General features: G+C 50.3%; 21 protein-coding genes. 5 read left to right on the forward strand and 16 right to left on the reverse strand.

Translation table 11 applies throughout. The features are described 5' to 3' along the window. Positions 1-361 precede the first annotated feature (361 nt). The 8 genes from ACYVEA_RS26090 to ACYVEA_RS26125 all read right to left on the reverse strand — a co-directional run bounded on the left by ACYVEA_RS26090 (position 362) and on the right by ACYVEA_RS26125 (position 10,484). Positions 362-940 carry a Uma2 family endonuclease gene (locus ACYVEA_RS26090; RefSeq protein WP_461116368.1) on the reverse strand — a complete coding sequence of 193 codons (579 nt, stop codon included), beginning with the start codon at positions 938-940 and terminating at the stop codon, positions 362-364. Positions 941-1,063: 123 nt separating this feature from the next. Then, positions 1,064-2,716, reverse strand: a complete 1,653-nt coding sequence (locus tag ACYVEA_RS26095; protein WP_461116369.1) for a TolC family protein — start codon at positions 2,714-2,716, stop codon at positions 1,064-1,066. Then, entirely contained in the window at positions 2,650-4,002 is a 1,353-nt protein-coding gene (locus ACYVEA_RS26100) for an HlyD family secretion protein (RefSeq protein ID WP_461116370.1), read from the reverse strand. Before ACYVEA_RS26100 ends, ACYVEA_RS26095 begins: the two co-directional genes overlap by 67 nt. Further along, the gene (locus ACYVEA_RS26105; RefSeq protein ID WP_461116371.1) at positions 3,995-4,999 is read right to left on the reverse strand and encodes an ABC transporter transmembrane domain-containing protein; all 1,005 of its coding nucleotides are present in this window, start codon (positions 4,997-4,999) and stop codon (positions 3,995-3,997) included. The genes ACYVEA_RS26100 and ACYVEA_RS26105 overlap by 8 nt, the downstream gene beginning before the upstream one ends. 150 nt (positions 5,000-5,149) lie before the next feature. After that, on the reverse strand, positions 5,150-6,073 hold the full coding sequence (locus tag ACYVEA_RS26110) for an aspartate carbamoyltransferase catalytic subunit (protein ID WP_461116372.1): 924 nt from the start codon (positions 6,071-6,073) through the stop codon (positions 5,150-5,152). A gap of 215 nt (positions 6,074-6,288) precedes the next feature. After that, positions 6,289-7,716 (reverse strand): arylsulfatase, encoded by a 1,428-nt coding sequence (locus ACYVEA_RS26115; protein ID WP_461116373.1) that lies wholly within the window; start codon positions 7,714-7,716, stop codon positions 6,289-6,291. A 185-nt stretch (positions 7,717-7,901) separates the two neighbouring features. After that, on the reverse strand, positions 7,902-9,482 hold the full coding sequence (locus ACYVEA_RS26120) for an alpha-amylase family glycosyl hydrolase (RefSeq protein WP_461116374.1): 1,581 nt from the start codon (positions 9,480-9,482) through the stop codon (positions 7,902-7,904). A 363-nt stretch (positions 9,483-9,845) separates the two neighbouring features. Next, the gene (locus tag ACYVEA_RS26125; RefSeq protein ID WP_461116375.1) at positions 9,846-10,484 is read right to left on the reverse strand and encodes a Maf family protein; all 639 of its coding nucleotides are present in this window, start codon (positions 10,482-10,484) and stop codon (positions 9,846-9,848) included. A 120-nt stretch (positions 10,485-10,604) separates the two neighbouring features. Between ACYVEA_RS26125 and ACYVEA_RS26130 the strand changes: the two genes are divergently transcribed. From ACYVEA_RS26130 to ACYVEA_RS26145, 4 genes are all read left to right on the forward strand, one after another. Then, the gene (locus ACYVEA_RS26130; RefSeq protein ID WP_461116376.1) at positions 10,605-11,135 is read left to right on the forward strand and encodes a GNAT family N-acetyltransferase; all 531 of its coding nucleotides are present in this window, start codon (positions 10,605-10,607) and stop codon (positions 11,133-11,135) included. 62 nt (positions 11,136-11,197) lie between these two features. Further along, positions 11,198-13,186, forward strand: coding sequence for a BamA/TamA family outer membrane protein (locus tag ACYVEA_RS26135; protein ID WP_461116377.1), 1,989 nt, complete (start codon positions 11,198-11,200; stop codon positions 13,184-13,186). Between the two features lie 55 nt (positions 13,187-13,241). Continuing rightward, positions 13,242-13,697, forward strand: coding sequence for a MarR family winged helix-turn-helix transcriptional regulator (locus ACYVEA_RS26140; RefSeq protein ID WP_461116378.1), 456 nt, complete (start codon positions 13,242-13,244; stop codon positions 13,695-13,697). Positions 13,698-13,743: 46 nt separating this feature from the next. After that, complete coding sequence (locus ACYVEA_RS26145; RefSeq protein WP_461116379.1) at positions 13,744-14,313, forward strand: YceI family protein; 570 nt, start codon at positions 13,744-13,746, stop codon at positions 14,311-14,313. 319 nt (positions 14,314-14,632) lie between these two features. Here ACYVEA_RS26145 and ACYVEA_RS26150 read toward each other — a convergent pair whose 3' ends face one another. Genes ACYVEA_RS26150 through ACYVEA_RS26170 form a run of 5 tightly spaced genes read right to left on the reverse strand, consistent with a single transcriptional unit; the run spans position 14,633 to position 19,928 of the window. Then, positions 14,633-15,421: an alpha/beta fold hydrolase gene (locus ACYVEA_RS26150; protein ID WP_461116380.1), complete on the reverse strand. Its 789-nt coding sequence runs from the start codon at positions 15,419-15,421 to the stop codon at positions 14,633-14,635. 14 nt (positions 15,422-15,435) lie between these two features. Continuing rightward, complete coding sequence (locus tag ACYVEA_RS26155; RefSeq protein WP_461116381.1) at positions 15,436-16,776, reverse strand: family 1 glycosylhydrolase; 1,341 nt, start codon at positions 16,774-16,776, stop codon at positions 15,436-15,438. 57 nt (positions 16,777-16,833) lie between these two features. Beyond that, on the reverse strand, positions 16,834-18,378 hold the full coding sequence (locus ACYVEA_RS26160) for a GMC family oxidoreductase (RefSeq protein ID WP_461116382.1): 1,545 nt from the start codon (positions 18,376-18,378) through the stop codon (positions 16,834-16,836). A gap of 60 nt (positions 18,379-18,438) precedes the next feature. Then, complete coding sequence (locus ACYVEA_RS26165) at positions 18,439-19,056, reverse strand: gluconate 2-dehydrogenase subunit 3 family protein (protein WP_461116383.1); 618 nt, start codon at positions 19,054-19,056, stop codon at positions 18,439-18,441. 5 nt (positions 19,057-19,061) lie between these two features. Then, on the reverse strand, positions 19,062-19,928 hold the full coding sequence (locus tag ACYVEA_RS26170; protein WP_461116384.1) for an SDR family oxidoreductase: 867 nt from the start codon (positions 19,926-19,928) through the stop codon (positions 19,062-19,064). A gap of 193 nt (positions 19,929-20,121) precedes the next feature. On the opposite strand from ACYVEA_RS26170, the gene ACYVEA_RS26175 reads away from it, so the two are divergent. After that, positions 20,122-21,297: a glycosyltransferase family 2 protein gene (locus ACYVEA_RS26175; RefSeq protein ID WP_461116385.1), complete on the forward strand. Its 1,176-nt coding sequence runs from the start codon at positions 20,122-20,124 to the stop codon at positions 21,295-21,297. A 2-nt stretch (positions 21,298-21,299) separates the two neighbouring features. Here ACYVEA_RS26175 and ACYVEA_RS26180 read toward each other — a convergent pair whose 3' ends face one another. The 3 genes from ACYVEA_RS26180 to ACYVEA_RS26190 are packed head-to-tail and all read right to left on the reverse strand — an operon-like array spanning position 21,300 to position 23,814. Next, positions 21,300-21,896: a class I SAM-dependent DNA methyltransferase gene (locus ACYVEA_RS26180; protein ID WP_461116386.1), complete on the reverse strand. Its 597-nt coding sequence runs from the start codon at positions 21,894-21,896 to the stop codon at positions 21,300-21,302. A gap of 9 nt (positions 21,897-21,905) precedes the next feature. Then, positions 21,906-22,649 carry a PIG-L deacetylase family protein gene (locus ACYVEA_RS26185; RefSeq protein WP_461116387.1) on the reverse strand — a complete coding sequence of 248 codons (744 nt, stop codon included), beginning with the start codon at positions 22,647-22,649 and terminating at the stop codon, positions 21,906-21,908. After that, positions 22,633-23,814, reverse strand: a complete 1,182-nt coding sequence (locus tag ACYVEA_RS26190; RefSeq protein WP_461116388.1) for an acyl-CoA dehydrogenase family protein — start codon at positions 23,812-23,814, stop codon at positions 22,633-22,635. Before ACYVEA_RS26190 ends, ACYVEA_RS26185 begins: the two co-directional genes overlap by 17 nt. Positions 23,815-23,909: the final 95 nt, after the last annotated feature.

Consider the following 23,909-nt stretch of genomic DNA (forward strand, 5'->3'; position numbering starts at 1 on the left):
AGCAGTGAATTAGCAAATTTATGGGCATAAAACAAAGCAGACGCGCCTGGCCAGGCGCGTCTGCTTTGTTTACATGAAGGATGACTGACCTCAAGTCAATGTTTTGCGTTAATGAAATTTATGTTTGTAAAAGCGCAATAGAATAAGTGATAAAACCAGAAAAACGATAATTACGATTATTGATGTACTAGTATCATGTGGTACATTATGACCACTACCGTATAAAGCGAGTAAGAACAAAACACAAAGGAAGAGAGCCGCTAGTAAGAGTACATTGACCAATCGGAGTACTATTTTCATGAATTCCTCCGGGTTTAAGGGCTTTCTTTATGGCGCATCAAAATGGCACTAAATTGGCTTTTTACAAATCAATCTGTACGGTCAACTCTGACAGGATGTCTTCTCCAGATAACGTAGCGGTTGTGCCTTGTTTAATTTCAATCGAGCCGTTTTCCCGGTAGATAAAAACCTGTTTTCCGGCGCGGTCAATCAGCCAGCCTAATCGGCAGCCATTGTCGCGATACTCTTCCATCTTTTCTTTGAGTTCTTTCAGATCATCACTCGTTGAACGGATCTCAACGACAAAATCAGGGCAGAGCGGAGCAAATCCCTGCTTATCTGTTGTGGAAATAGGCTCCCAGCGTTCCTGACTCACCCATGATACGTCTGGCGAACGGACGGCCGAGTTTGGTAATTTGAATCCAGTTGATGAATCGAATACGTAACCGAGTTTTTTACGACGGTTCCAACTCCATATTTCGCCGGATAAATCGGCGTTGTATCGTCCTGTTTCGCTTCCGGTGGGGGGCATAAGAATAATATTTCCGTTAGAATCCCGCTCCAATCGGGCTGCTTCATTCGCCTGACACAAGGCGAAGAAAAAATCATCGTCGAATTTCTGGTAACGGGGCGGATGTAACGTGCGAAGTTCCAGTTCCATTGGCTCAAGCTATTTGTCAAATATACCAAAAAACCCTTTAAGTACGCTGACAGGGGCGCGGGTAAGACGCGCTGATTAGCCCCACACGACTCATAGGAATTGCTTATTCACTTTACTATAAAACTACCGGGTGCCTACATTGGAACCGGCAGCGTACCATAGGTTGGCAAGCGCTTTTTGGTGTTTGGAACGTAGCTCCTCTAGTTTTATCAGTAAATCAATAAGTTTGGTTTCCCGGCTATTGACTAGAAACAGTGAACTCTCGCCCAACTGAAACTTGCTTACTTCTGCCTGAACCAGGGTCTGCTGGTTCGCGGCTGTCTGCTGTTGGGTGATAATCTGTTTTTCAAGAGTGGCCAACTCATTCCAGGATCGCTGCACTTCGTTAACAATGTCGCGACCGGTCTGTTGCCGTTCCAGACCTATCTGTTGATTCTTGAATTGCACCTGTCGAAGTTTTCCCCGTTCAGCGCGAAGAAACAGTGGAAAGGCCAGATCGACGCCGATCTTATGATTGTCGGTCTGAAAACCGTAGGAATTCGATCCGTCAAAAGCGGCATCCGACAGTGGGCCCCGGCTTAACAAACTGGCCTCAACGCTCACCTTCGGCAGTAATAATGCCCGTCGGTAACGTTCTTCGATGGTTAATTGCTGCTGTTTGTTGACCAGTTTGATCAGTTCAGGGTGTTGTTGGGCGGCTCGACTAAGCAAATCCTGAAGCTGTACCTGACTGGTCTGGTCGGGGGGAGCAGCCTGCGGAATAACTGTCAGTGGGAGGTCAACGGGCTGAGGAGCCGAACCGTCCTGACTACTCCATAGAAACGTGGTCAGGTTGAGTCGGGCGTTTTGCAGATCGACAGCCGCCTGTTGAAACTGCACCAGTCGGTCCTGAACCGTAATCAGGGCTTCGGTCGTATCGATTGGAGCCGCGTCGCCGATCAGCGCTCGTTGCCGAACTGCTATAAAACGCGTTTGAGCCAACTGATAGCCCTGTCCAATCCAGCGGAACTGCTGATACCCCAGGTACCAGTCCCAGTACGCTTTGGCAGCATCGAGAATCGTTTTGTTAATCAGCGAAATTCGATCCGCATCGGCCAGGTTAACGGCCAGTTGAGCCTGTCGCAACGTATTCCGGCGGGCATCAATGAGCAAACCCTGGGTGACAGGTACACTTAGCCCCAGCGCAATCAGGCCCGTAGGCGGTACGTTATTTTCCGGATTCAGGTATTTCCCGGTGTTGCGGTCATACGACATTTTGACGTCAAGACCACCCGGCAAAATAGGTACGGCCAGCCCCGACTGCCATTTATCGTAGTATAACGTATTCCCAAAGTTCTTCCGGTTATAGGTCGAAAACAACTTAGGATCAAACGCACCACGGGCCTGCTGAACCTGCGCCTGTGCTTCCTGGCCCAACAAAGCCGCCTGTTTAACAATCGGATTATGATCGAGAACGGCCTGGTAAAATTCCTGGGCGGTGAAGACAATACCCGTGTCGGATAAAGCCACCCCCGCCGGAGGAGTCAACGATCGGGCCGCTTTACCGGTTGAGGTTTCCGACGTAGCAATGGCTGTTCGGGATAGAACGTCGGATGATACCGGCGCTGCTGGCTGCCGGGGAATAGCCGGGGTAACCGGAAGCGTTTGCCCCGGAACCGATTCTACCCAAAGCAACATGCTGGCGAGGTAGAGAAGAAAAACGAATGACTTCATATTTTTTCCGGCTTCGCAGGTTCCTGTTTTAAACTTGGTGGAAATCCGTTGAGCTGGCGCCATAGTTCGTACCAGATCGGTACATCGTCGAGCATGACCCAGCCCGCTACGCCCGAGCCCACGCGCAACAATTCGGGCCAGGGCTGGTCGCCGGGCAGCGCATCGGGTGTAACCAGGAGCCGGTACTGACCATTGGTGCTGCTCACGGCGTCAATAACCGCTACTTTTCCGCCAAACGTACCAACTGCTACCGCAGGCCAGCCCGAGAATTGAATTGCAGGCCAGCCATCGAACTGAATACGTACCCGGCGCCCCCGCTGAATCAGCGGTACGTCCATGGCGCGAACGAATAGCTCTACCGCAAGGGTCGGATTAGCGGGTTGCAGCGTAGCGATGGCTTCACCTTCCTTAATGGTTTCACCGATACCCGCTTTCAGAGACCGGACAACAAAACCGCTCTGCGGAGCCCGTACGACATACATACCACGCCTGACGTTTACGTTGCTGATTTTGTTGCGCATAACGGCAATTTCATTGTTCGCACTCGCCTTACTCGACAAGGCTGAACTTCGGTCGGATAACGTTTTGGCAATTTCCTGTTCATATTTCGCCTGAATTGATTCCAGGTCGAGTCGGGCGTTGGCCAGGCTCTGCCGCGTTACGTTCAGCTTATTTTCCTGCACAACGACTTTGGTGTATTCCTGCTGGATGGTCAGTCGCCGGGATTCGAGGTCAGTTAACGAAAATAATCCATCCCGGTAGCCTTTTTCGTACCGTTCGAGTCGATCAACGGCAATCTGGTAATTCCGTCGGATGGCTGTCAGATCGGCGCTGTCGATACGTACCTGCAATAGACTCTGGCGAACCCGGTTTCTGGCTTCGGCTAAATCTACTTTTACGCCCGCCTTTAATGCCTGTAGCTGGCTATCGAGTGCCTGAATTTTGGCGTCTGTGGCCAGTCGGGTTCCTTGTTTGGCGTCCAGCTGTTCACCAAGACGCTGAGGCAGGTTCGGGTCGAAATATTCGTCTTTGATTTCAGAAATGACCAGTAACGTATCTCCCTTTTTAACAAACTGACCTTCCCGAACCGACCAGCGCTCAATTCGGCCTGCAATGGCATTCTGGAGCGTTTGAGGCCGGTCTTGCGGGGTCAGGGCGGTTACGCTCCCTAAACCGTTGATGTTCTGACGCCAGGGCAGGAATAGGATTACTATAGTCAGGAACAGAAAAAAGAGCATCCATCGGCCAAGTCGGCGACTACTGCGGGGGTGTGGCAGTTCCTGTAATGTTTTGAGCGGATATTCAGCGAACATCTGCTCATCAATCTGCTGATTCGATAAATTAAGCATGTGTTGCGGTATCAGTTTCTATCGGTAAATCAGTCACGGTGCCAATTTTTTCGACACCGGCCAGCATATCAAATATCGTGTCGACGCTGGAAGTCAGCTTGTCAACGGCTCCTGTAATGAGTACGATGACAAATTCTGAAGCAACAAACTGGCCCAGCGACATTTGCCGACTGACAACCAGCGACGTACCCAGAATCAGCAACCCCCCTGTAACCAGCGTTCTAAACGCAACGGAACTGTAGAAGAAGCGTTTGAGAACCGTAAAATGATCGTTTCTGTGGCTTATGTAGTTGGCCAGCCGATAATCAATCTGATCAATGGGGTGCGCTGTTCCCTCCGTCGAACGATTTTCGGACAGGTCTCTCGAATACTTTTCAAGCCAGTCGACCACCTTATATTTATCACTCGACTCCTTAATGCTGGTACGTGTTCCTTCCGGGCCAAACAGCCGGATAACCCCGTAAATAACCAGTAGCACAACAAACCCAAAACCAAGAAAGACCGGGTGGTAAAAGGAGAGCAGAACGATGCCAAAGAGAATCTGCACGGCGGCCGCTGGAAGATCAATCAGAACCTTCGTCATGCCTTTTTGGAGGGTCACTACGTCGAAAAATCGATTCATCAGCTCCGGGGGGTAATAGCCTTCCATCGCTTCCGGTTCGATGCGGGGCAGCCGGTACGTAAACTCAAAAGCCGCTTTGACAAAAAGACGTTGCTGAATGATTTCAACCAGCGTAAACTGAACAATAGTAAGCAGTCCGCCAGCCAGAACGCCTACAATAACCAGCCCGATCATTACGTAGACCGAACTGAAGAGCATGCCGCTGGAGACCAGATTAAAAACAGCCTGAATGCCAAGTGGCAGGGTAAGGCCAATCAGGCCCGTAATAATGGCGAACAGAAGGATATAGACAATGTCTTTCCGTTCGGTTCCCAGTAGCCGTAGCAGTCGCTGTAAAGGCGACGGCGGTGGCTGTAGGTGTGTACTAACCGACATGATGGTCAAAAATATTGAGATTAAAAAGGCATTAAAAACCTATTAATAACAACGCAATGATCAGCCGTTTGGTTTAGTAAGATTGAAGAAATGAATTGTCAGAAAGAATGAATTTGTATTGGCAACATGCAGATAATTAACCTTATGCGATTACAACTGTGCCAGCAGATACAGCACGGCCATACGTACCGCTACACCATTTTCGACCTGATCCAGAATGATGGAATGCGACGAATCGGCCGCGTCGGAGGTTAATTCGACGCCCCGGTTGATGGGGCCGGGGTGCATCAGAACAATAGGCCGGTCGAGTTCGTCGAGCATCTGTTTGGAGATGCCGAAGTAGAGCGAATATTCCCGTAACGAGGGGAAATATTTAATCTGCTGACGCTCCAGCTGTATACGTAATACGTTTGCTACGTCGCACCAGGCCAGGGCGGCCCGCACATCGTGGCCGACTTTCACGCCCAGAGCTTCAATGTGCTTGGGAATGAGAGTTTTGGGGCCGCACACCATCACGTCGGCGCCTTGTTTTTGCAGACAGAAAATATTGGACAGGGCTACTCGCGAATGCGTAATGTCGCCGATAATGGCGATACGTTTACCCGCTACGTCGCCCAGTTTTTCGCGGATGGAAAATGAGTCGAGCAGGGCTTGGGTTGGGTGCTCATGAGTACCGTCGCCTGCATTCACTACGTTGGCTTTGATGTGCTTGGTCAGGTAGTGCGGAGCACCGGGGCTGCTGTGCCGCATCACTACCATATCGACCTTCATGGCCAGGATATTATTGACTGTATCGAGCAGCGTTTCGCCTTTTTTGACGGAACTGCCCGATGCCGAAAAATTGACGACATCGGCCGATAATCGTTTCTCAGCTAACTCGAACGAGAGCCGGGTGCGGGTTGAATTCTCAAAAAAAACGTTGGCAATGGTCACGTCACGAAGCGACGGGACTTTCTTGATGGGTCGGTTAATAACTTCCTTAAATTGCCCGGCTGTGTCCAGAATAAGTTGGATGTCAGACTCGGTCAGGTCTTTAATACCCACCAAATGGCGGACACTGAGGGATTGGGCCATGAGAGCAGTATACCTATAAATTAGCCAAAGATAGGGGTATACACGTAAAAACAACGCTGGCCTTTGCAGACCTCATTGGTTGTTGAAAGCCGGAATAACGTTCCAGTATTGAGCTAAGGGCTTGGTTTTTAAGTAGTAAATTGACTTCCTTCTCTGTAAAATTGCTTCTGAAACAAATAAGTGATTCCCGATAAATTGAGCTTGCTTTACAGTTCTCACTCTTTCCCAAACGGAAACAAGGGTGATGCTACGTGTGATTGACTCATTAACTGGCTGAGTTTTCTGGCCTCTTCAGGATGCTGAGCCGCTACGTTAGTTTTTTCCGCAGGGTCTTTGGCGAGGTCATACAACTCAACGGGGCCGTCGGGCTTGTCAGCCGCCTGTAGCCGTACTGCTTTCCAATCGCCTTGCCGAACCGCCTGACGACCGCCGTTTTCGTGAAATTCCCAGTAGAGATAATCGTGCTTTTTCTGGCTACCCTTGCCGGTTAGCGATGGCACAATAGACAGCCCGTCGATGTGAGCGGGCGTTTTGGCTCCGGCCAACTCGGCGAATGTTGGCAATACATCCCAGAAGGCACCAACGTAATCACTTCGGCTACCGGCCTTGATCGTGCCCGGCCAGCGAGCCACGAAAGGTTCACGGATACCTCCTTCATACAAATCGCGTTTGACACCCCGAAGGCCGCCACCGCTATTGAAAAAGGTTGGATCAGCTCCGCCTTCGATATGCGGGCCATTGTCGCTGGAGAAGATCACGAGCGTATTCTGATCGAGTCCTTTTGCTTTTAGTGTGGCCATCACCTGACCAACGTATCGGTCGAGCCGGGCTACCATGGCGGCAAACGTAGCATGCGGATAGGCTTGCGAGGCATAGCCCCCCGTTTTGGCATCAGGTCCGTAGTCGGCACCCGCAAAGGCTTTCTCGGCAAACTTTCCTTTGTAGTATTGAAAGATGCTATCATCGGGAACGACCAATTCGGCATGGGGTAGGGTATAGGGTAGAAACAGAAAGAATGGCTGTTTCGCGTCGCGGGCATCCAGAAAATTCAAGGCCTGTTTATGGATCAGGTCGGGTGCATATTCATTTGTTTTCTGTAGATTCTGATTTCCCGCCAACACCACTTTCTGCTCGTTATCCCACAGATGGTCAGGATAATACCGATGCGCCAGTGCCTGGCAGTTATAGCCATAAAACCGGTCGAAACCCTGTTTTAATGGATCGCCTTCAGAACCAACCGGACCCAATCCCCATTTGCCAAAAGCGGCTGTTGCATAACCAGCCTGTTTTAAGACTTCGGCAACTGTAACGACCGAAGCCGCAATCGGTTGCTGACCTTCGGGCTTCACTTCTTTATTGCCACGGATGTAGGTGTGGCCCGTATGCTGTCCGGTCATGAGCGACGACCGCGACGGGGCGCAGACGGACGTGCCGGCATAAAACTGTTTGAACTGTATTCCTTCGGTGGCCAGCCGGTCGATGTTAGGTGTTTTAATGAGTTTCTGCCCATTGAAACCTACGTCGCCATACCCCAGATCATCCGCCAGAATGAAAATGATATTAGGTCGAGCGGCCCGTTGAGCCTGGACAGAGCCCGTTTGTAAAAGGAAGGTAATGATGAGTAGAAAAAGGAGTTTTTTCATGAGTAGCGCGGGTAGAAACCTGATCATGTGGCATGCTTCATTGTTCAGAAAGCAACGACGCTCGGAGCTTTTCGCAGGCTACCGGGCAAAGCCACGTATCTGACTTTGTTCGTAAATAACTGGTAATGAGCGTCTGTTTTGAAGAACTTTTAAAATCACGAAGGTAGTTTTTTCATTATGAGAACTCACTCCACCACCACGCATCCATAAGCGGGCACTGTTAAGCGGTCACCCATAAACGAACTGCCCGAGACAGTTTCGAAGACAAGGCAACAGCACCAGTATTCAGCCGGAGAAAACACGACTTCGAGCGGCTTTTTTGTCAGGTTATGCACCACCAAAACACGCTGTCCATTTGCTGTGCGACGTATAAATGATACAGTGCCTTTTTGCCGAATACCTGTTTGCTCCAACCGGCTTAGGTTGTCATTCAGAACCGGATGGCTGTTGCGATATTGAATCAGGCGTTTGTAGTGATTGAGTAAGGAATTGGGGTCATTTTCCTGTTCGCTCACGGGTTTAACCGTTTGGCTGGTCGAATAGCGGCCGCGTCGCCAGGATGTGCGCTGTTTATCACGGGCACGGATGTCCCACAGAAACGGTTCCCGGATGCTCTCGTCAGGTTTCATGCCCAACATGCCAATTTCTTCCCCATAATAGAGATAGGGGAGGCCGGGCAAAGTTAACAGGAGATTTGCCGCCACTTTTAACTGGTTAATATTGCCCTTTAGTAAGCTTCCAATGCGGTTTTGATCATGATTTGACAAAATAAGTGCGTCAATAAAGTCTGGATTCACCGTCGCAAACGTACTGTGAACATACATCAGATATTCGACTAAATCTTCGGTATCATCCTCTTGCTGAACGATTTCAGGAATCATCAGCTGTAGGTCAAAATTGAAATTAGCTTTGAGGCCCTTAAAGTAAGGCGCAATACGTTCGGGGCGTGTCCAGACTTCGCCAACCGTGTAGGCGCGGGACGGCCCGTCACCACGGTTTGCCGCTTCAACGACCCGCCCGAATTCCTGCCAGAACTCATGGTTTTTGGGTTCATCGAATTCCCGGTAAAGGTGACGGGCCGCATCAAGCCGAAAGCCATCCAGGCCTATTTCGTTGAGCCAGTAGCGGGCGATGGCAAAGATTTCTTCCCGCAGCGGTCGGTGGTCGAAGTTGAGGTCGGGCATGCCGCTCCAGAACATGCCATAATATTTCTCCCTATAAGTAGCACCGCGAACGGAATGCCAGGGATTTCGTTCGCCCGAGTCAGCCGTAATGTCGCGGGTAGCCAGATTGCGCGATTTAATTTCCTCGGGAAGCAGCCATTTATAATAATTCCAGTATGGATTCTCCGGACCTTTAGAGGCTTCCCGAAACCACGGATGCTGAATGCTGGTGTGATGAATCACTAAATCGATAATAACAGCAATGCCCCGCTGGTGGGCTTCGCTGATGAGTCGTTTGAAGTCGTCCAGCGTACCGTATTCGGGGTCGATCCCATAGTAATCGGTTACGTCGTATTTGTGGTACGTTGGGGATGGATTGATAGGCATCAGCCAGATGGCTGAGATACCAAGACTCTTCAAATAATCGAGATTGTTGGTAACGCCATTGAGATCGCCGATGCCGTCGCCATTGGAGTCGGCAAATGAACGAACGAAAATTTCGTAATGGACACCCGAACAACCCGTACGAATTTGGCTTACGGGTAATTGGTCAAACGACGCATTGGCCTGCGAAACGACGGATTTAGAACGACTGGATTGCATTCAAAAAGGAATTGCTAGTTGAACCTGTTTAGGATTATTCTTTCTAGTCTGCTTTACCGGCACGGGCCGCCCCGCCTAAATCCCCTAAAGGGGACTTTACTCATGTACGAACTAAGTCCCCTTTAGGGGATTTAGGCGGGGCGGCCCGTGCCGGTAAAGCAGACTGACAAAGCTAGATAGTGAACCTGTAGAAGAATAATTCTAAACAGCTTCGTTGTTACCAAACAGAGAAATCAACTGGTGAGTTTGAAAACTACTTTAAGATAGATGATGTACTACCACTGTCCTGGCACCTATACAAAAGACCGAATTTTTTCAACAAGGCTCCCAATCCTGAAATCCAGTTACTCCTATCGAAGAAACTTAACGGACATAGGCTTTCAGTGCCTGATAGACCCGGTGCGTTGGCAGGCCCATAACGGTGTAAAATGAGCCTTCCAGTCGTTCGATGCCAACAAGTCCGATAAAATCCTGTGCCCCATATGAGCCAGCTTTGTCGAAGGGTGCGCATTCGCGGATGTAATACGTGATTTCGTCGTCGGTCAACGTAGCGAATTGTACCGTAGTTTCGTCGGTGAAGGAATCCAGGTGTGGCTTGCCATCACTGGTGGGCGATAAAATCGCGACTCCCGTTCGAACGCGGTGAGTACGTCCCGACAAGGCACGTAGCATCCGCCGGGCATCGGCTTCATCCTGTGGCTTGTTCAGAATTTGATCGGCTAAAATCACGACGGTATCCGCACAGAGAACGATCCGGCTGCCCAAATCAGCCCTGAACTGGGCAGCTTTCTGACAGGCTAGATATTCAGCTACCTCATTGGCAGGCATGTCTGCTGGGAATATTTCGTCGGTTGGGCGGGTTTCAATGGTGAATACGAAGCCCGCATCGGTCATGAGTTGTTTTCGGCGCGGTGACCCCGAAGCCAGCACAAGTGGATAGCGTAATGTGAGCAAGAGGAAAAGAATAATGAATGATGAATTATAAATGATGACATGGTTCATGGCTGCGGTGCAATGATGAACAGTCAAAACGTCGTCAGTCTGGCAAATTTCGCGCTATATTCGTAAATCACCATCGTTTGACGACTCAAAATCATTCATCATTTATAATTCAGCATCGAATTGATCATCCGACCTGCTACGAACGCCGACGCAGCTCCGCTAACGGAGCTGGCCACGATAACCATGCGCGAAGCTTTTGGGCCACCTCATAATCCGGCTGAGCTGGTTGAGGAATATATACAGTCGTCCATTACACAAGCTACTTTAGAAGCCGAGCTGGCCGATCCGCGCTCTGCATTTTTTGTACTTGAACTGCCCGATGGAACGCTCGTTGGCTATGCCAAGCTGCGTCGCCATACCCCTCCGCGGCAGATGGCTGATCGAAACGCAGTCGAAATTCAGCGTATCTATCTTCTTCAGTCGCAAATCGGTCAGGGGCAGGGTCGAATGCTTATGGAATACTGTCTCGACTGGGCACGCAGGCAGGGTTTTTCGGCTGTCTGGCTTGGCGTTTGGGAACGTAATGCCAGGGCAATCGCCTTTTATGAGCGGCTGGGTTTTAAGAAAATAGGCTTTCATTATTTTCAGTTTGGCTCCGAACGTCAGCGTGATTTCTGGCTCGAAAAAACAGTTGTAGACAGGCCGGGTTAACTCAGGCGGTCGTCATTAAACTATTCATGCCGATTTGCCTCTAATAGTCGTTTTATTTACCAATGAATCAGTCGTATCCGAGCGTCTATAAGCTAACCCTGCGCCATATTCTGGTGGGGTTGCTGCTTGTTGCCGGATGCGCTGCCCGCGCCGTTGCCCAGGTGCCACAACAGGATACCACCTTGCATGTGAAAATCAGCGAAGGACCGGTCGATTCGCTTACACTTCACCATGTAGCTGTAACGGATAGTATTCTGATGCAGCGCGACAGCGTTTTTTACACAAAGCTAAAAGCCTCAATGTACAAGCATCGACTGACACGTCAGCTCTATGACGCTGTTTTTCAAGATGTTTACAACAGCCGGGTGAGGACGGGTGAAGTCAGCCAGCTTGAAGTTAACCCGTTTAAGACGTTCGAGGGACGTATTATTGGCGATATTTATATCCGGCGGCTCAGCGTATTCGGGCAAACGGTTTATGATACCCTCCGAAAACCCGCTAACTGGATCGAACGAACCGGTAACCGATTGCATACCAATACCCGCGAACACGTTATCCGAAATTCATATTTGCTTTTCCAGCAGGGCGATGCCCTGAACCCGACCGTGTTGCGTGATAACGAACGCTTATTACGAACGACATCCATCTTTCACGATGCCCGGATTCTGGTGCTCCCTCGCCCGGGAAGCAAGCAATTTGTGGATGTGTATGTGATCACACAGGATGTCTGGTCATTACTTCCCAACGGCGGATTTGGGGGGCTTACTAACTTCAGTGTTGGCTTCGATCAGGTCAATTTTAGAGGGTTGGGCCACCAGCTTTTTGCGCAGGTGGCGTATTCGGGTACTGATCCGAGGCAAAAGCTGGAATATCAGGCACGCTACAAAGTGCCCTTTATCGGCAAGACATTCCTTACGGCCGAGGCTGATATGCTGTACCTACGTGATTTGAAACAGGGAGCTGTTAAATTGTACCGGCCATTTCTAACCCCCGACATGAAATATGCTGGTTCTATCGAATTAAATCATACACAGGTTAATAATCGAATTGTTACGCGCAGTGAAATTACACGTAATGACACGGCCATATTGGTCCCGCTAACGTATAACTATTCCGATGTCTGGATCGGGCGGTCGTTTCGCTTGTTCTACAGTCGGCCTGACACTGATGAGAAAGGTCGTTCCCGTCTTGTTATTTCACTGCGAAATACGAGTTACACGTATTTCAACCGACCCAACGTAACAGCGGATACGAATCAGCTTTATCAGAATAGCCGTACAACGTTGTTCAGTGTCGGCTATACCCGGCGCAAATACGTTCGCGACGTGTTGATTTATGGGTTTGGGCGCACAGAGGACGTACCGATTGGGGAGTCTTTTGCGGCTATTGCTGGTTTCGACAATGCCGAACTGGGTGAGCGTTTGTATATGGGTCTAAATTTTTCGCAGGGCAAATATGTCCGTCGGATTGGCTACCTCTATGGCTTAATTAATCTTGGTGGCTACATTCGGAAGAATAAGATTGAACAGGGTATTTTCTCCTTTGAATCGAACTATTTCAGTCCATTGATGAAAACGAGGTGGGGCAACATGCGTCATTTTCTCAATACACGGTTTACAACCGGGATTAATCGTTTTGATAACGAATATCTTACACTGAGCAGCAATGGGAGTGGTATCAATACGGATGGAATCGGTATCAATAGCGATGCTCTCCGGGGCACAAAACGCTTTTTGATCAACTACGAAAATATTTTGTTTTCCCGATTGAGCCTGATCGGATTTCGGGTAGCATTCATTACGTTCGCTAACATCGGTTTAGTCAGTTTCTCAAATCAGGCTTTCCTGAGTGGGCCTTTTTATCAGGGATATGGTATTGGTTTTCGGCTCCGGAATGAAAACCTAACGTTCAATAGTTTTCAGATTCGGCTGAGTTACTATCCTAATATTCCCGGCAATACAATCCCGTTCCGTCAGGCGGTTGAAGGCGTTCCAGCGCTTCGGCTGCGCGATTTCGATCTGTCGGCGCCCCAGCTTGTGCCTTATCGTTAAAAAATAAATGTATTAAATGTTGGTACATTTAATACAAATACACTATATTTGTAGCATGTCAATAGAAACAGACATCAAACAAACCACTCCATTTAGGACACCTTTCCACCGGCTAATGGTGAACCTGATGTATACCAGCAACTGGATTGCCGCTACCCAGACGAAACTGTTAAAACCATCTGGGCTGACACTGCAGCAGTACAATGTGCTTCGCATTCTACGGGGCCAGTACCCTAATCCGATTAAAGTGAGTGACATAACAGAGCGAATGCTCGATAAAATGTCGAACGCGTCGCGATTAATCGATAAACTGGTTGCCAAGAAGCTGGTGCTACGTACGGAGTGCCCCAGCGATCGGCGGGCGGTAGATGTTGTCATTACCGATAAAGGATTGGACTTGCTCCAGAAACTGGATGTTCATCAAACCGAATGGAACGATGAACAACGTAACAAATTGACCGAAGACGAAGCTACTTACCTAAGTCAACTACTGGACAGACTGCGCGCTTAATTTATTCATCATTCACGTTTCAATAAAATCAATTAATTTACAACCAATGAAAAAGGCAACCTTATTTGCTGCATTATTATTCTCTTCAGTTGGCGCTTTTGCTCAGAACTGGACACTCGATAAAGCACACTCTAACCTGGGCTTTACGGTAACGCACATGATGCTATCGGAAGTGGATGGTAAATTCCAGAATTTCGATGTGAAAATGACGTCGTCGAAAGATGATTTCACCGATGCTCAAATTGACTTGACGGCCGATGTCGCCAGCATCAACACGAACCAGGAAAAACGGGATGGTCACCTGAAAAGCCCTGACTTTTTCGACGCTACCAAGTATCCTACCCTGGCGTTCAAAAGCAAGTCGATCAGCAAAGTGTCGGGTAATAAATACAAACTGATGGGCGACCTGACGATGCACGGTGTAACCAAGCCTGTAACACTTGACGCCGTGATTACGGGTCCGGTAACGAACCCACAGAGCAAGAAAACCTTAGCGGGCTTCAAAGTAACGGGTGAAGTAAAACGGGCTGATTTTACCGTCGGTACGGCTCCTGCTGCTGTTGTTAGCGACGAAATCGCGATCCGGGCAACGGGCGAGCTTGTCAAGGCCAACTAGGATAACCTAACCTAAACTATAGTGTGGTCCCTGACACCTAACGGTGTCAGGGATTTTTTTGTGTTGGTAGCGATTGGGCTTAACATAGGCCTGTTAGGGGCTCAATAGCGTAGCGTCGGTAGAAACGAATTCTCGCTTGGCTGCTCAACGTGCCGTTAGGTACACAACGAGTTATGTACCTAACGGCACATTCACTAATTCATGTTTCTTATGTGCTACCGACGCTGCGCTATTGAGCCCCTAGCGGGGCAATAAAAAGTTTCGGTTATTTAGTTATAATCATGGACGGGCCGGTTTATAGCTAGCTATAATTCCGTACTTATACTGTGGCTAAATATAACCTCGCCAATTTCTTTCGGATAAAGGCTGCTACATCATCGGGTGCTTCCCAGGGCAGGAGATGACCGGCATTGTCGATCGTTTCGAACGTAGCGTTTTTTAGGTAGGGCAACGTCAGGAGTGGTTGAACATCGGGCGGAAGGGCCTTGTCCTCAGTGCCCACCAGAATTGATACTGGTACGTTGATACCGCTCATCTGCGCCGAAATATCTTCTTTACTACCGAATATAAGCCAGGCTTTCCAGGCTGCTTCAGACGTTCGCAGGTTGTCGGCGATAATCTGTTCTCTCACCATTTCTGAAAGAGGCCTGACTGTGATTTTGGCGAATGTTTTCTCGGCGGCCGACCGCTGACCGTGAGTTTCGAGCATATCCTTCCGATCTGCATCCGGGATAGGTTCGGGTTTTGGCGGTGAAGGCGATAATAGAACAAGTGATTGAAGACCAATGGGTTGCCGACTGGCCAAGGCAAAAGCAACCTTACTGCTTAGCGAATGACCGACGAGTACGAAGTCGCGAACGTCCAGCATATCAAGCAGATCCACTACGTCATCAGCCATTGTTTCCACGGAATAGCCCGTGGCTGGTGCATCTGAGTCGCCATGTCCACGTAGATCAACCGCCAGGCAGCGATACGTGTCAGACAGTTGATCCATAACTGTTTGCCACTCCAGTGCCGAACCACCGAAATAGTGGAGAAATACGAGCGTTAAAGAACCATGGCCTGTATCAAGGACATTGAGCCGGGTCATATTGGCGAAATAAAGCACAGGACGTGTGTGGGTTAGGTGGCTACTTTCAGCTGCGCCGGGCGTTCTGTAATCTCAAGCATCTCGGCATGGGGCACAATCGTGATCTGCCCAAATTCCTGCAATAGCATTTTGTACGTTTCGGCAACGGGTCGGGGCTTGCGGTCAAGATCGTAGAGGCCGCAGGCATTTACGTGGTTATTAACCTCTTTGAGTTGAGAGTCCCAGTCCATCTGGTCGATCAGGCTATACCATGTGAAGCCAATTACGGGTACGCCATCCCGGCGCATGCGCATGACACTTACCCATTGTTTCAACAGCCAGATTGGCGCCAGATCAGCCTCAAATACGTTCGTCTCTGTGTGCATGACCGGCATTCGATACCGCTCGTAATAGTCTTTGGTAATTTCATACCAGCCCAGCACGTCCATGGATGTCTCGATCGATCCGTCGGGAAGTTTTATGCGCTCATTACGTCCATAGTAGTCATTGCCCATGACTTGGTAGCCCGGCGGTTTACCCGCCATAAACCAATCGTATTCCTCACGAGTCAACCCATTGTCCATCATGTACATAGCAACCGATGCGGATGGCTGATTGGCATAAAGTAGATCCAGCGATAGAAAGCGAAGCTCATTCTCCAGCATAATTTGCGGTGAAGGCGTTGCCTTAATTTCGTGCGTGTATTCGGCGCTTTCGCTTTGCACAATCACGCAATCGTTCCGGCGCTTGACGATTTCGTGATTACCCATAATGCTGGCGGCCACACAATGCTTGAGTGCGGTAACGAATCCTTTGTCGGTTTTAAGCTGCTCATTCCAGGCACCTTCTTTGCCGCTAAGCCGGGCCGTTACGTAGATTTCGTTGACGGGCGTGTAGTAGCGCACCCACGGATAGCGCTCGGCCACAGCTCCGGCAAACTCCGCAAAAAGAACGGGTAAGTCGGGGTTCTGATAATCGCCAATCCAGTCTGGTACACCAAAATGCATCAAGTCCAGAATCGGTGTTATCTTGAGCCGCTTAATTTCAGCCATTGCCTCGTCGGCGAAACTCCAGTCGAACTTGCCTGATCCCTGATGGATGCTGTAGTACGGTAAACCATAGCGCAAAACATTCAGTCCTAACTCTCTAACCAACCCGAGGTCTTCCTTGAAGCGATCATAATGACCACACTCCCGAAGCAGGTCCCGGCGAACCTTGCCGTGTTGAATAGTTGGATAGGAGCACTCAATGCCTGTAGCAAACATGAAATTGCCCGGCGTATTGACGGGCAATCCACTGCCGTCGTGACCACCCGCGCCACCGAATTGGTCGCCCTCGTAGTTACCATCGCCAAACTGTTTCTTAATTCGATCTAAAAATCCTTTTTGAGCCATATGTAGCGCGGGTGGGGACCCGAAATGGACTATTGCTAATTGCGGGTTTCCACCGCATTACTTGTGCTTTTTCAGAAACCGATCCGCCGTTCGGAGCGCTAAAGCCATGATTGTCAGGGCTGGATTAACGCTCAACGCGCTAGGAAATGTTGAGTTATCGCTGATGAACAGGTTAGGGACATCGAAGGATTGCCCGTCCGGATTCACCACCGACGTAGCGGCATCCGTTCCCATACGGCACGTGCCAATAACGTGCGCATTTCGGGGGAAAGCCCAGATATTTCTGGCACCCGCTGCGGTCCAAATGTCGCGCATAATCTTATCGGCATGAGCAGTCATCCGTTTTTCGTTTTCACCATTCGAGAAATAAATACGCGGTTTGGGTAGTCCCCGGATGTCTTTCTCGTCGGATAATTCCAGATAATTATGAGCATAGGGTAAGCAATCGCCAAGAATGTTGATGCCCGCTACGTGGTTGTATGCCAGTGCGGCTTGCTTCAGGTCTTGTCCCCAAAGCCCTCGTGCCCGTGCCATTTGTGAAATATAGGTGACAGGCATCACGCCGATGGACTGGAGTAGATACCCCCCGGCAAAGTCAGCCTTTTCGGGTCGATGGGTATCCTCTGAAATCAGAGCGCCGGGAATGCCTTTATAGGGTCGTACATCCTCCTCAAATTCGCCCCAGATCTGCAAGCCTGTATGCGCCATGATGTTTTGTCCGACCTGACCGCTGCTATTGGCCAGGTTGTTCAGGAGGAGTAACCGGGCCGTCTCAATCGTTCCGGCGCAGAGAAACACGTAGCGGCAGCGTTGACGCTCTTCCTGGCCATTTCGGATATAAAGTACCTCACTGATGCGACCAGATGCATCCTGGAGTAGCTGCGTAACGAAACTCTCGGGTCTGATTTCTGCGCCGTGGTGTATGGCCAGAGGGATGTACGTTACGTCCATGCTGGCTTTTGCTCCGATGTTGCACCCTGCCTGGCAGAATCCCCGATTCGCACAGGCAGGCCGATAACCGACGCCCTCCTGATAATAGCCTGCCGACAAGGCCGCATTGGCCGCCGGAGAAGTTTTGATTCCGAGTTTATTACAGCCTCTTTCCATCAACTGACCCGCGCCGTTTATAGGCAATGGCCCCAGGGCATAGGCTCGTTTGCGGGCAGGACCCCAGGGGTAAGGTGATGGGCCCGAAATGCCCAGAAACTGCTCAGCCTCATCGTAATAAGGCTCAATCTGATCAAACCCGAACGGCCAGTCTTCTCCCACGCCAAAGTCGGTGCGGAGTTGAAAGTCGTCGGGTTGGGCGCGAGGGGTGTAGGCAGTATAATGCAAAGTCGATCCACCAACCCCCGTGCCGGAATTGTTGCTGCCAAAAGGAAGTGGATCATGGCCCGCGCTTAGGCGCTCGTCGTTCCAGAACAGCTTTTCCTGCGCTTTCTCGTCGGTAGCGAAATCGGTTGCCGGGTTCCAGTGCTTTCCGGCTTCGAGTGCCACTACCTTCAGACCCGCTGCCGCAAGTCGCGCCAACAGAGGAGCGCCACCTGCGCCGGTACCAATCACAACAGCGTCAACTGTTTCAGAAGTTTTATAATGTTTCATAAAAGCATGGAGCAAGGTGCGGGGAGTAAGGTAGATGGTACAGCAAGCTAGATTAACTTGTTATACCATGCTCCCAACTCCTCGCTCCGTGCTTTTGGGTTCTCGATCTTCTAGTTGATTCAGGCCAATACGTTGCCAGGTTGGTACATCGGCCATGCCAACGTAACCAATTTCTTCCTGCCCCAGCGGATGGCAGTAGTACGTGTTCGCGACTTCGGTCAATAGCTCCTCAAAAAAACGGTTGGCAGGAAGTCTTTGCCAAGTTTCACCGGGTGCTTCCTGGTGTTGAATCGTTTTAAGAACTTCGTCCTTTAAATCATCTGAAAGCTGTTGAAACGGCTGCAGAAACAGTAACCGGGCCGTTTCATCCACACCCGCCAGACCGAGTTTGTAGGCCTCGCCGTCAGTGGGCATGGTGTCATATCGCCAGCCATCCGATTTGTTCAGCATGAGCCGTTCGTCGATCCTGCCAGCGATATCGATACGTTCGGTACGGTCATCCTGTGGGACTAATCGGTTACAAATGACTTGTAACAGCGAAAACTCAGAGGCCATGAAAAATTGCGGTGGCTGCGGTGAAGTGGTGAGTCGCTCCGTAAGTGCCTGTCGGGTTGCTTCTGTAACCTGGTCCGTGGCAAGTAAGGCACGAACGGTGCCAGTAGGATACTGATCGTGCATGAGCATTAGCCTAGTTTCCCGCCTGTTACTTCCACAATGCTGCCGGTAATGAAACTCCCTTCGCTTGACGCCAGCAGTACGTAGGCCGGAGCTACTTCTTCCGGTTGACCAGGGCGGGCAAGGGCCACTTCATGGCCAAAGTTTTTAACCTCATCTTCGGGCATTGTGCCTGGAATGTTGGGTGTCCAGATCGGTCCCGGCGCAACACAGTTGACCCGAATATTTCGTTTGCCCAGTTGAATCGCCAATGACTTCGTAAAGGAATGGATGGCCCCTTTCGTCGCGGTGTAATCGACCAGAATGGGATTGCCAACAATACCGACAATACTGCCCGTGTTGACAATCGCATCACCCGACTGCAGGTGTGGCAGGGCGGCCTTTACCATGAAGAAATAGCCGAAAATATTGGTCTCAAACGTTCGCCGGAATTGCTCTTCGGTAATGTCTTCGATTTTTTCCTGCGCCATCTGAAAGGCCGCATTATTGATCAGGATATTCAGTTTGCCATACCGGTCAACGGTCTGCCGTACGGCATCCAGGCAGGCGGCTGAACTGCGAACATCGGCCTGAATGACTAGACAGGACCGCCCTTTGCTTTCGACCAGGTGTTTGGTAGTCATGGCGTCGCCTGTATTTTCATTATACACGATCGCTACGTCGGCCCCTTCCATCGCAAAGGCAATCGCCACGGCCCGGCCAATTCCCGAATCAGCCCCCGTAATAATAGCGACTTTGTCGGTGAGTTTACCGGCTGGTTTATAATTGGATAAATCGCTGTCGGGTGCGGGATTCATGTCCGACTGGCGGGCAGGATAAGGCAACTGTTGTCCGGAAATCTCTTCAGATTTCGGGCGAAATTCTATAGTTTCCATGAGCTAGTTAAGTAGATTACAGCGAGCTTGTCAACTTGATTCGCTTACTGCACGACCACCTAACCGGCTGTCAGACGGTTTTGTTACAGCACAAATATTGTCTCTGTTATCGGCAACAATAGGGCAAACATATGGTTACAAAGTTGCTCGCTTTCCCAACCGTACTAGCCATTAAAGCGGGGTTCCAGTCTGTATGCTGTCTGCGCCTGATTCATTGCCTGTTTTTTTATCCCGACGAAATCCTTTTCTTGCGCTGCATCCACCTGATTCCCAGCTATGTATTTCTGTTGTTATTCCCGCCCGCAACGAGGCCGACAACCTTGAACATACGCTAAACGCCCTGCGCATTCAACAGCAGGCTGATGGAACACCGATTCCATGGGCGCAGTATGAGGTATTAATCCTGCTTAATAATTGTACGGATTGTTCGGTTGCCATTGCTGAGTCTTATCAACAGCGATATCCTGATTTCCCGCTACGGATCGCCACTGTTCAACTGGCGCCGGAAAACGCTAATGTGGGCACCGCACGGCGCCTGCTGATGGATGAAGCTTACAGGCGGCTTCTACAGGTTGGCAGACCGCACGGTATCATTGCGTCTACAGACGCGGATACCATCGTTGATTGTCAATGGATTGAACAAATACGAGCTGAAATCAGCCAGGGTTGCGAAGTAGTGGCAGGACGAATTTCAACCCGCCCTGATGGCAACCAGGTCAGGCTTAATCACCTGCGTGACGTAACGTATCGGATGTTGATTGCCCGGCTCGAAGCCCATCTTGACCCCTTGCCGTTCGACCCCTGGCCCCGGCACTTTCAGCATTTTGGGGCTAGTCTGGCATTGACCTGTATGGCCTACAAACGGGTGGGCGGATTGCCGGAAGTGCCTCATCTGGAGGATGAAGCCCTATATGCCGCTTTACTACGTACTGATACGCGTATTCGAAAAAGCCCTACTGTGCGGGTGACAACCTCAACCCGGATGCATGGCCGAGTGGCCATCGGTTTTTCGGAGCAGTTACGCTATTGGGAAACGCTGAATCAAACCAATCAATCGCAGTTGGTCGAATCGGCCGGAGCAATTATTCGGCGGATTCAAAACAGACAGCGGCTACGTAGCATCTGGCAAAATCGCGCTGCTCAATCGTCTGCTGCTGACCTGCAACTTGTTGCCACTGACTTATTAATTGACACCGATTGGCTCAAACGGCAACTGGAACAGGCAAGCTATTTTGGGCAACTCTGGCAGGAGGTAGATGCAAAGATAGCAACCGGCGCATGGGCTGTGCATTGGAAACTTGTGCCCATTACAACCGCTATTCGGGAGTTGCGTGCCTTTTTGAATGCAGCAGGCCCCGCGAATGCCTGATTTTATTCTTTCTTCTGAAATAAGTCCAGTCGATAGGTTTCGGCCCGCTGATTGACTACGTGTCTCAGAGGACCATCAGGCTGTGCCGACTCCAGAAAAAAGTCGTGAACATCGTCACCTGTCAGGGGGTAGTCATGAACGACCGGTGTCCAGTGGACCAGCAATAAGTGGCCATTAGGCGTTAGATGATCAATAAGTAACTGCCGAACGCGACCCAAATCCGGCCTGGAAAAATAATAGCCTACTTCCGACAAAAGAATCAAATCGAACGTATCATCGGGAAATTCGTCGGGAATAGCCATTTGACGAATCGTTACGTTCGGGTGATCGGCCAACCGCGCGCGTGCTGTCTTTAGCGGTAATTCGCTGGCATCAACCGCCAGTATTTTTTGGCAGCGGTCCGTTAACAATTGGGTCAATACCCCAATCGAGCAACCGATTTCGAAGGCGTTTTCATACTGTGCATTGGGTAAGGCGGCCAGCGTTGCTTCGTATTTCTGACGCTCGTAAGGACTGGTCTCAAACGACCATGGATCGCTGTTCGCTTTGTAAACGTCGTCGAAATAAGTCTGATTTAACGTATTGGGTTGAGTAGGCATAAGCTAGGTTTATGATTTGGCTTCCAGAAACAGTTCACGGGGTTTCTCAAAATGGGTGAGCAATTCGGGAGATAAATAAAAGGCCGTCGGATCGTCATCAATCAGGCGGGTTACCTGCGAACGGTGAGCCGAAATAGCTTGGTTGCGTTGGTCGATGACAGTGTCGATGGCGACTTTCCATACATTCATTTCATCGGGATCGGGCATATCGTGCTGGTTTCCCAACTCCCACAACCAGATCAGGTATTCCAGCACTCTGACGCTGTTGGTCTGCCGTAAGGCTTCCTGCGTAATTTGCCAGGAGGCACGATGGTCGGGGTGTGGATCTCGACGCCAGGGCACAAAAATGGTGGACGGCTTCACCCGGTCAATCAAAGTCGCTATGGCCGTAGCCGCTTCCAAAAAACCTGGCTGGTTGTGCACCGGCACTTGCCGGTCTTTGTAGCGCAGAAACGTACAATCCACGTCGTTAACACCTAAGATACGTAAGGCTTCACCAGCTTCCGCTTCCCGCAGGTCGCGAAGCCGTTCGGCCGGGTAGGTTTTAGAGTTCGGGTGTGACATGCTTCCGTCGCTCACGAATACGACATGTACTACGTAGTCCAGCGCGCGCAGTTGAGCGATGAGGCCTCCGCAGCCCAACGATTCATCATCGGGATGTGGGGCAATAACCAGCGCTGAACCAATTGTCCGCAGATCGTCCAGCCATGTGGCTCGCTCCTCCAGCATAGCCTGATTAATGCCAGAGTTCATCGGACGATTGAGCGTTTGTGAGAACAAATTTTCCAATGTCCACCAACGTAGCGTCGGGGGCGGGTTGCCGTAAATAAAGGGTCAAATCGCGGTGGATGCGCTCGAAGGGATGCGGCCGGAGTAGCCCTCTGGCACCTACGCAACGTTCGGCCAGCGGCATTACGCGCAAGCAGATTTCCTCAATGGCTGTCCGGGTCATGTTGGCATAAGCGACGATCTTCTGCCAATCGGCACCTTCGGCCAGCCAACGATCGGTGTTCTCTCCGGCAGCCTGTAGCCAGTGGTTCCCCGATTCGATCAGACAGGCCATTTCGGCGAGTCGTGTCTGTTGAAGAATGTCATCGGTCCGGTTCAGCGTAGCCAGAAATTGGCGGGTCGCTTCATAGATCGCTTCGGCTCCGCCAAGCTGCACAGCGGCAAACCGAATGGCTCCCCCACTAAAATACGGCTGACGCAGATAGTCGCCGGGTTGGCCCAGTAAATCATCGCCTTTCAGCTGGATGTCCGTAAAATCAAGCTTAAAACTGGCTGATGCCCTCATCCCCAACGGTTTCCAGAATTGTTTATCCTGGCCTATTGGGTCAACCTGTTCTGTAGGGACAATGGCCATTTGCCAGCCCTGTCTATCCGTTGCTCGTAAGTCGCCCGTAATTAGGGGGCGCTGTATCCATTTTCCGCCCGAGCCAAAGGTTTTGGTTCCCATCAGGCGATAAGCCGTATCGTTGGTCGACGTAGCAATTTCATCCATTCGAACCCCATTGTCCGCCTGTGTATTCCAGACGCTGAATAATCGGTCGTGTTGGATTACATCCGTATACCAGTTGCTACGTTGCTCGGGCGACGCGTAGAGGTGAATCAGATAAAGCGCATTAATGTGCCCCTCGTACACCCGCCCAACAGCCAGATTTGCCGAACCAATACGCTTAAGTAAAGTCAAAAGCCGGGCTGTTTGTCCCCGATTGAAGTCGAGTTCGTGATCAGGAAGGGTGATAGATAGGAGTCCAGCTTCCGCTAGCCAGTTGAAAGCATCTTCAGGAAATGCGCCTTCGGTATCCGTTTCGGGAGCGGCCTCTGCAATTCGCTGGATCAACGGATTTAGCTGGCATGGACTATCAAAAGGAATAGAAATGGGGGTAGCCGATGAGACTATGTGAACAGCATTCATACCTGTATAAATCGGCAGAACCGCTGATTGTTTTAGAAACTGTCTGAGTGGATGAAATCCCGTTTTAACGACTCAACCGGTCACCCGTTTGCATC

The organism is Spirosoma jeollabukense (genome assembly GCF_054777855.1).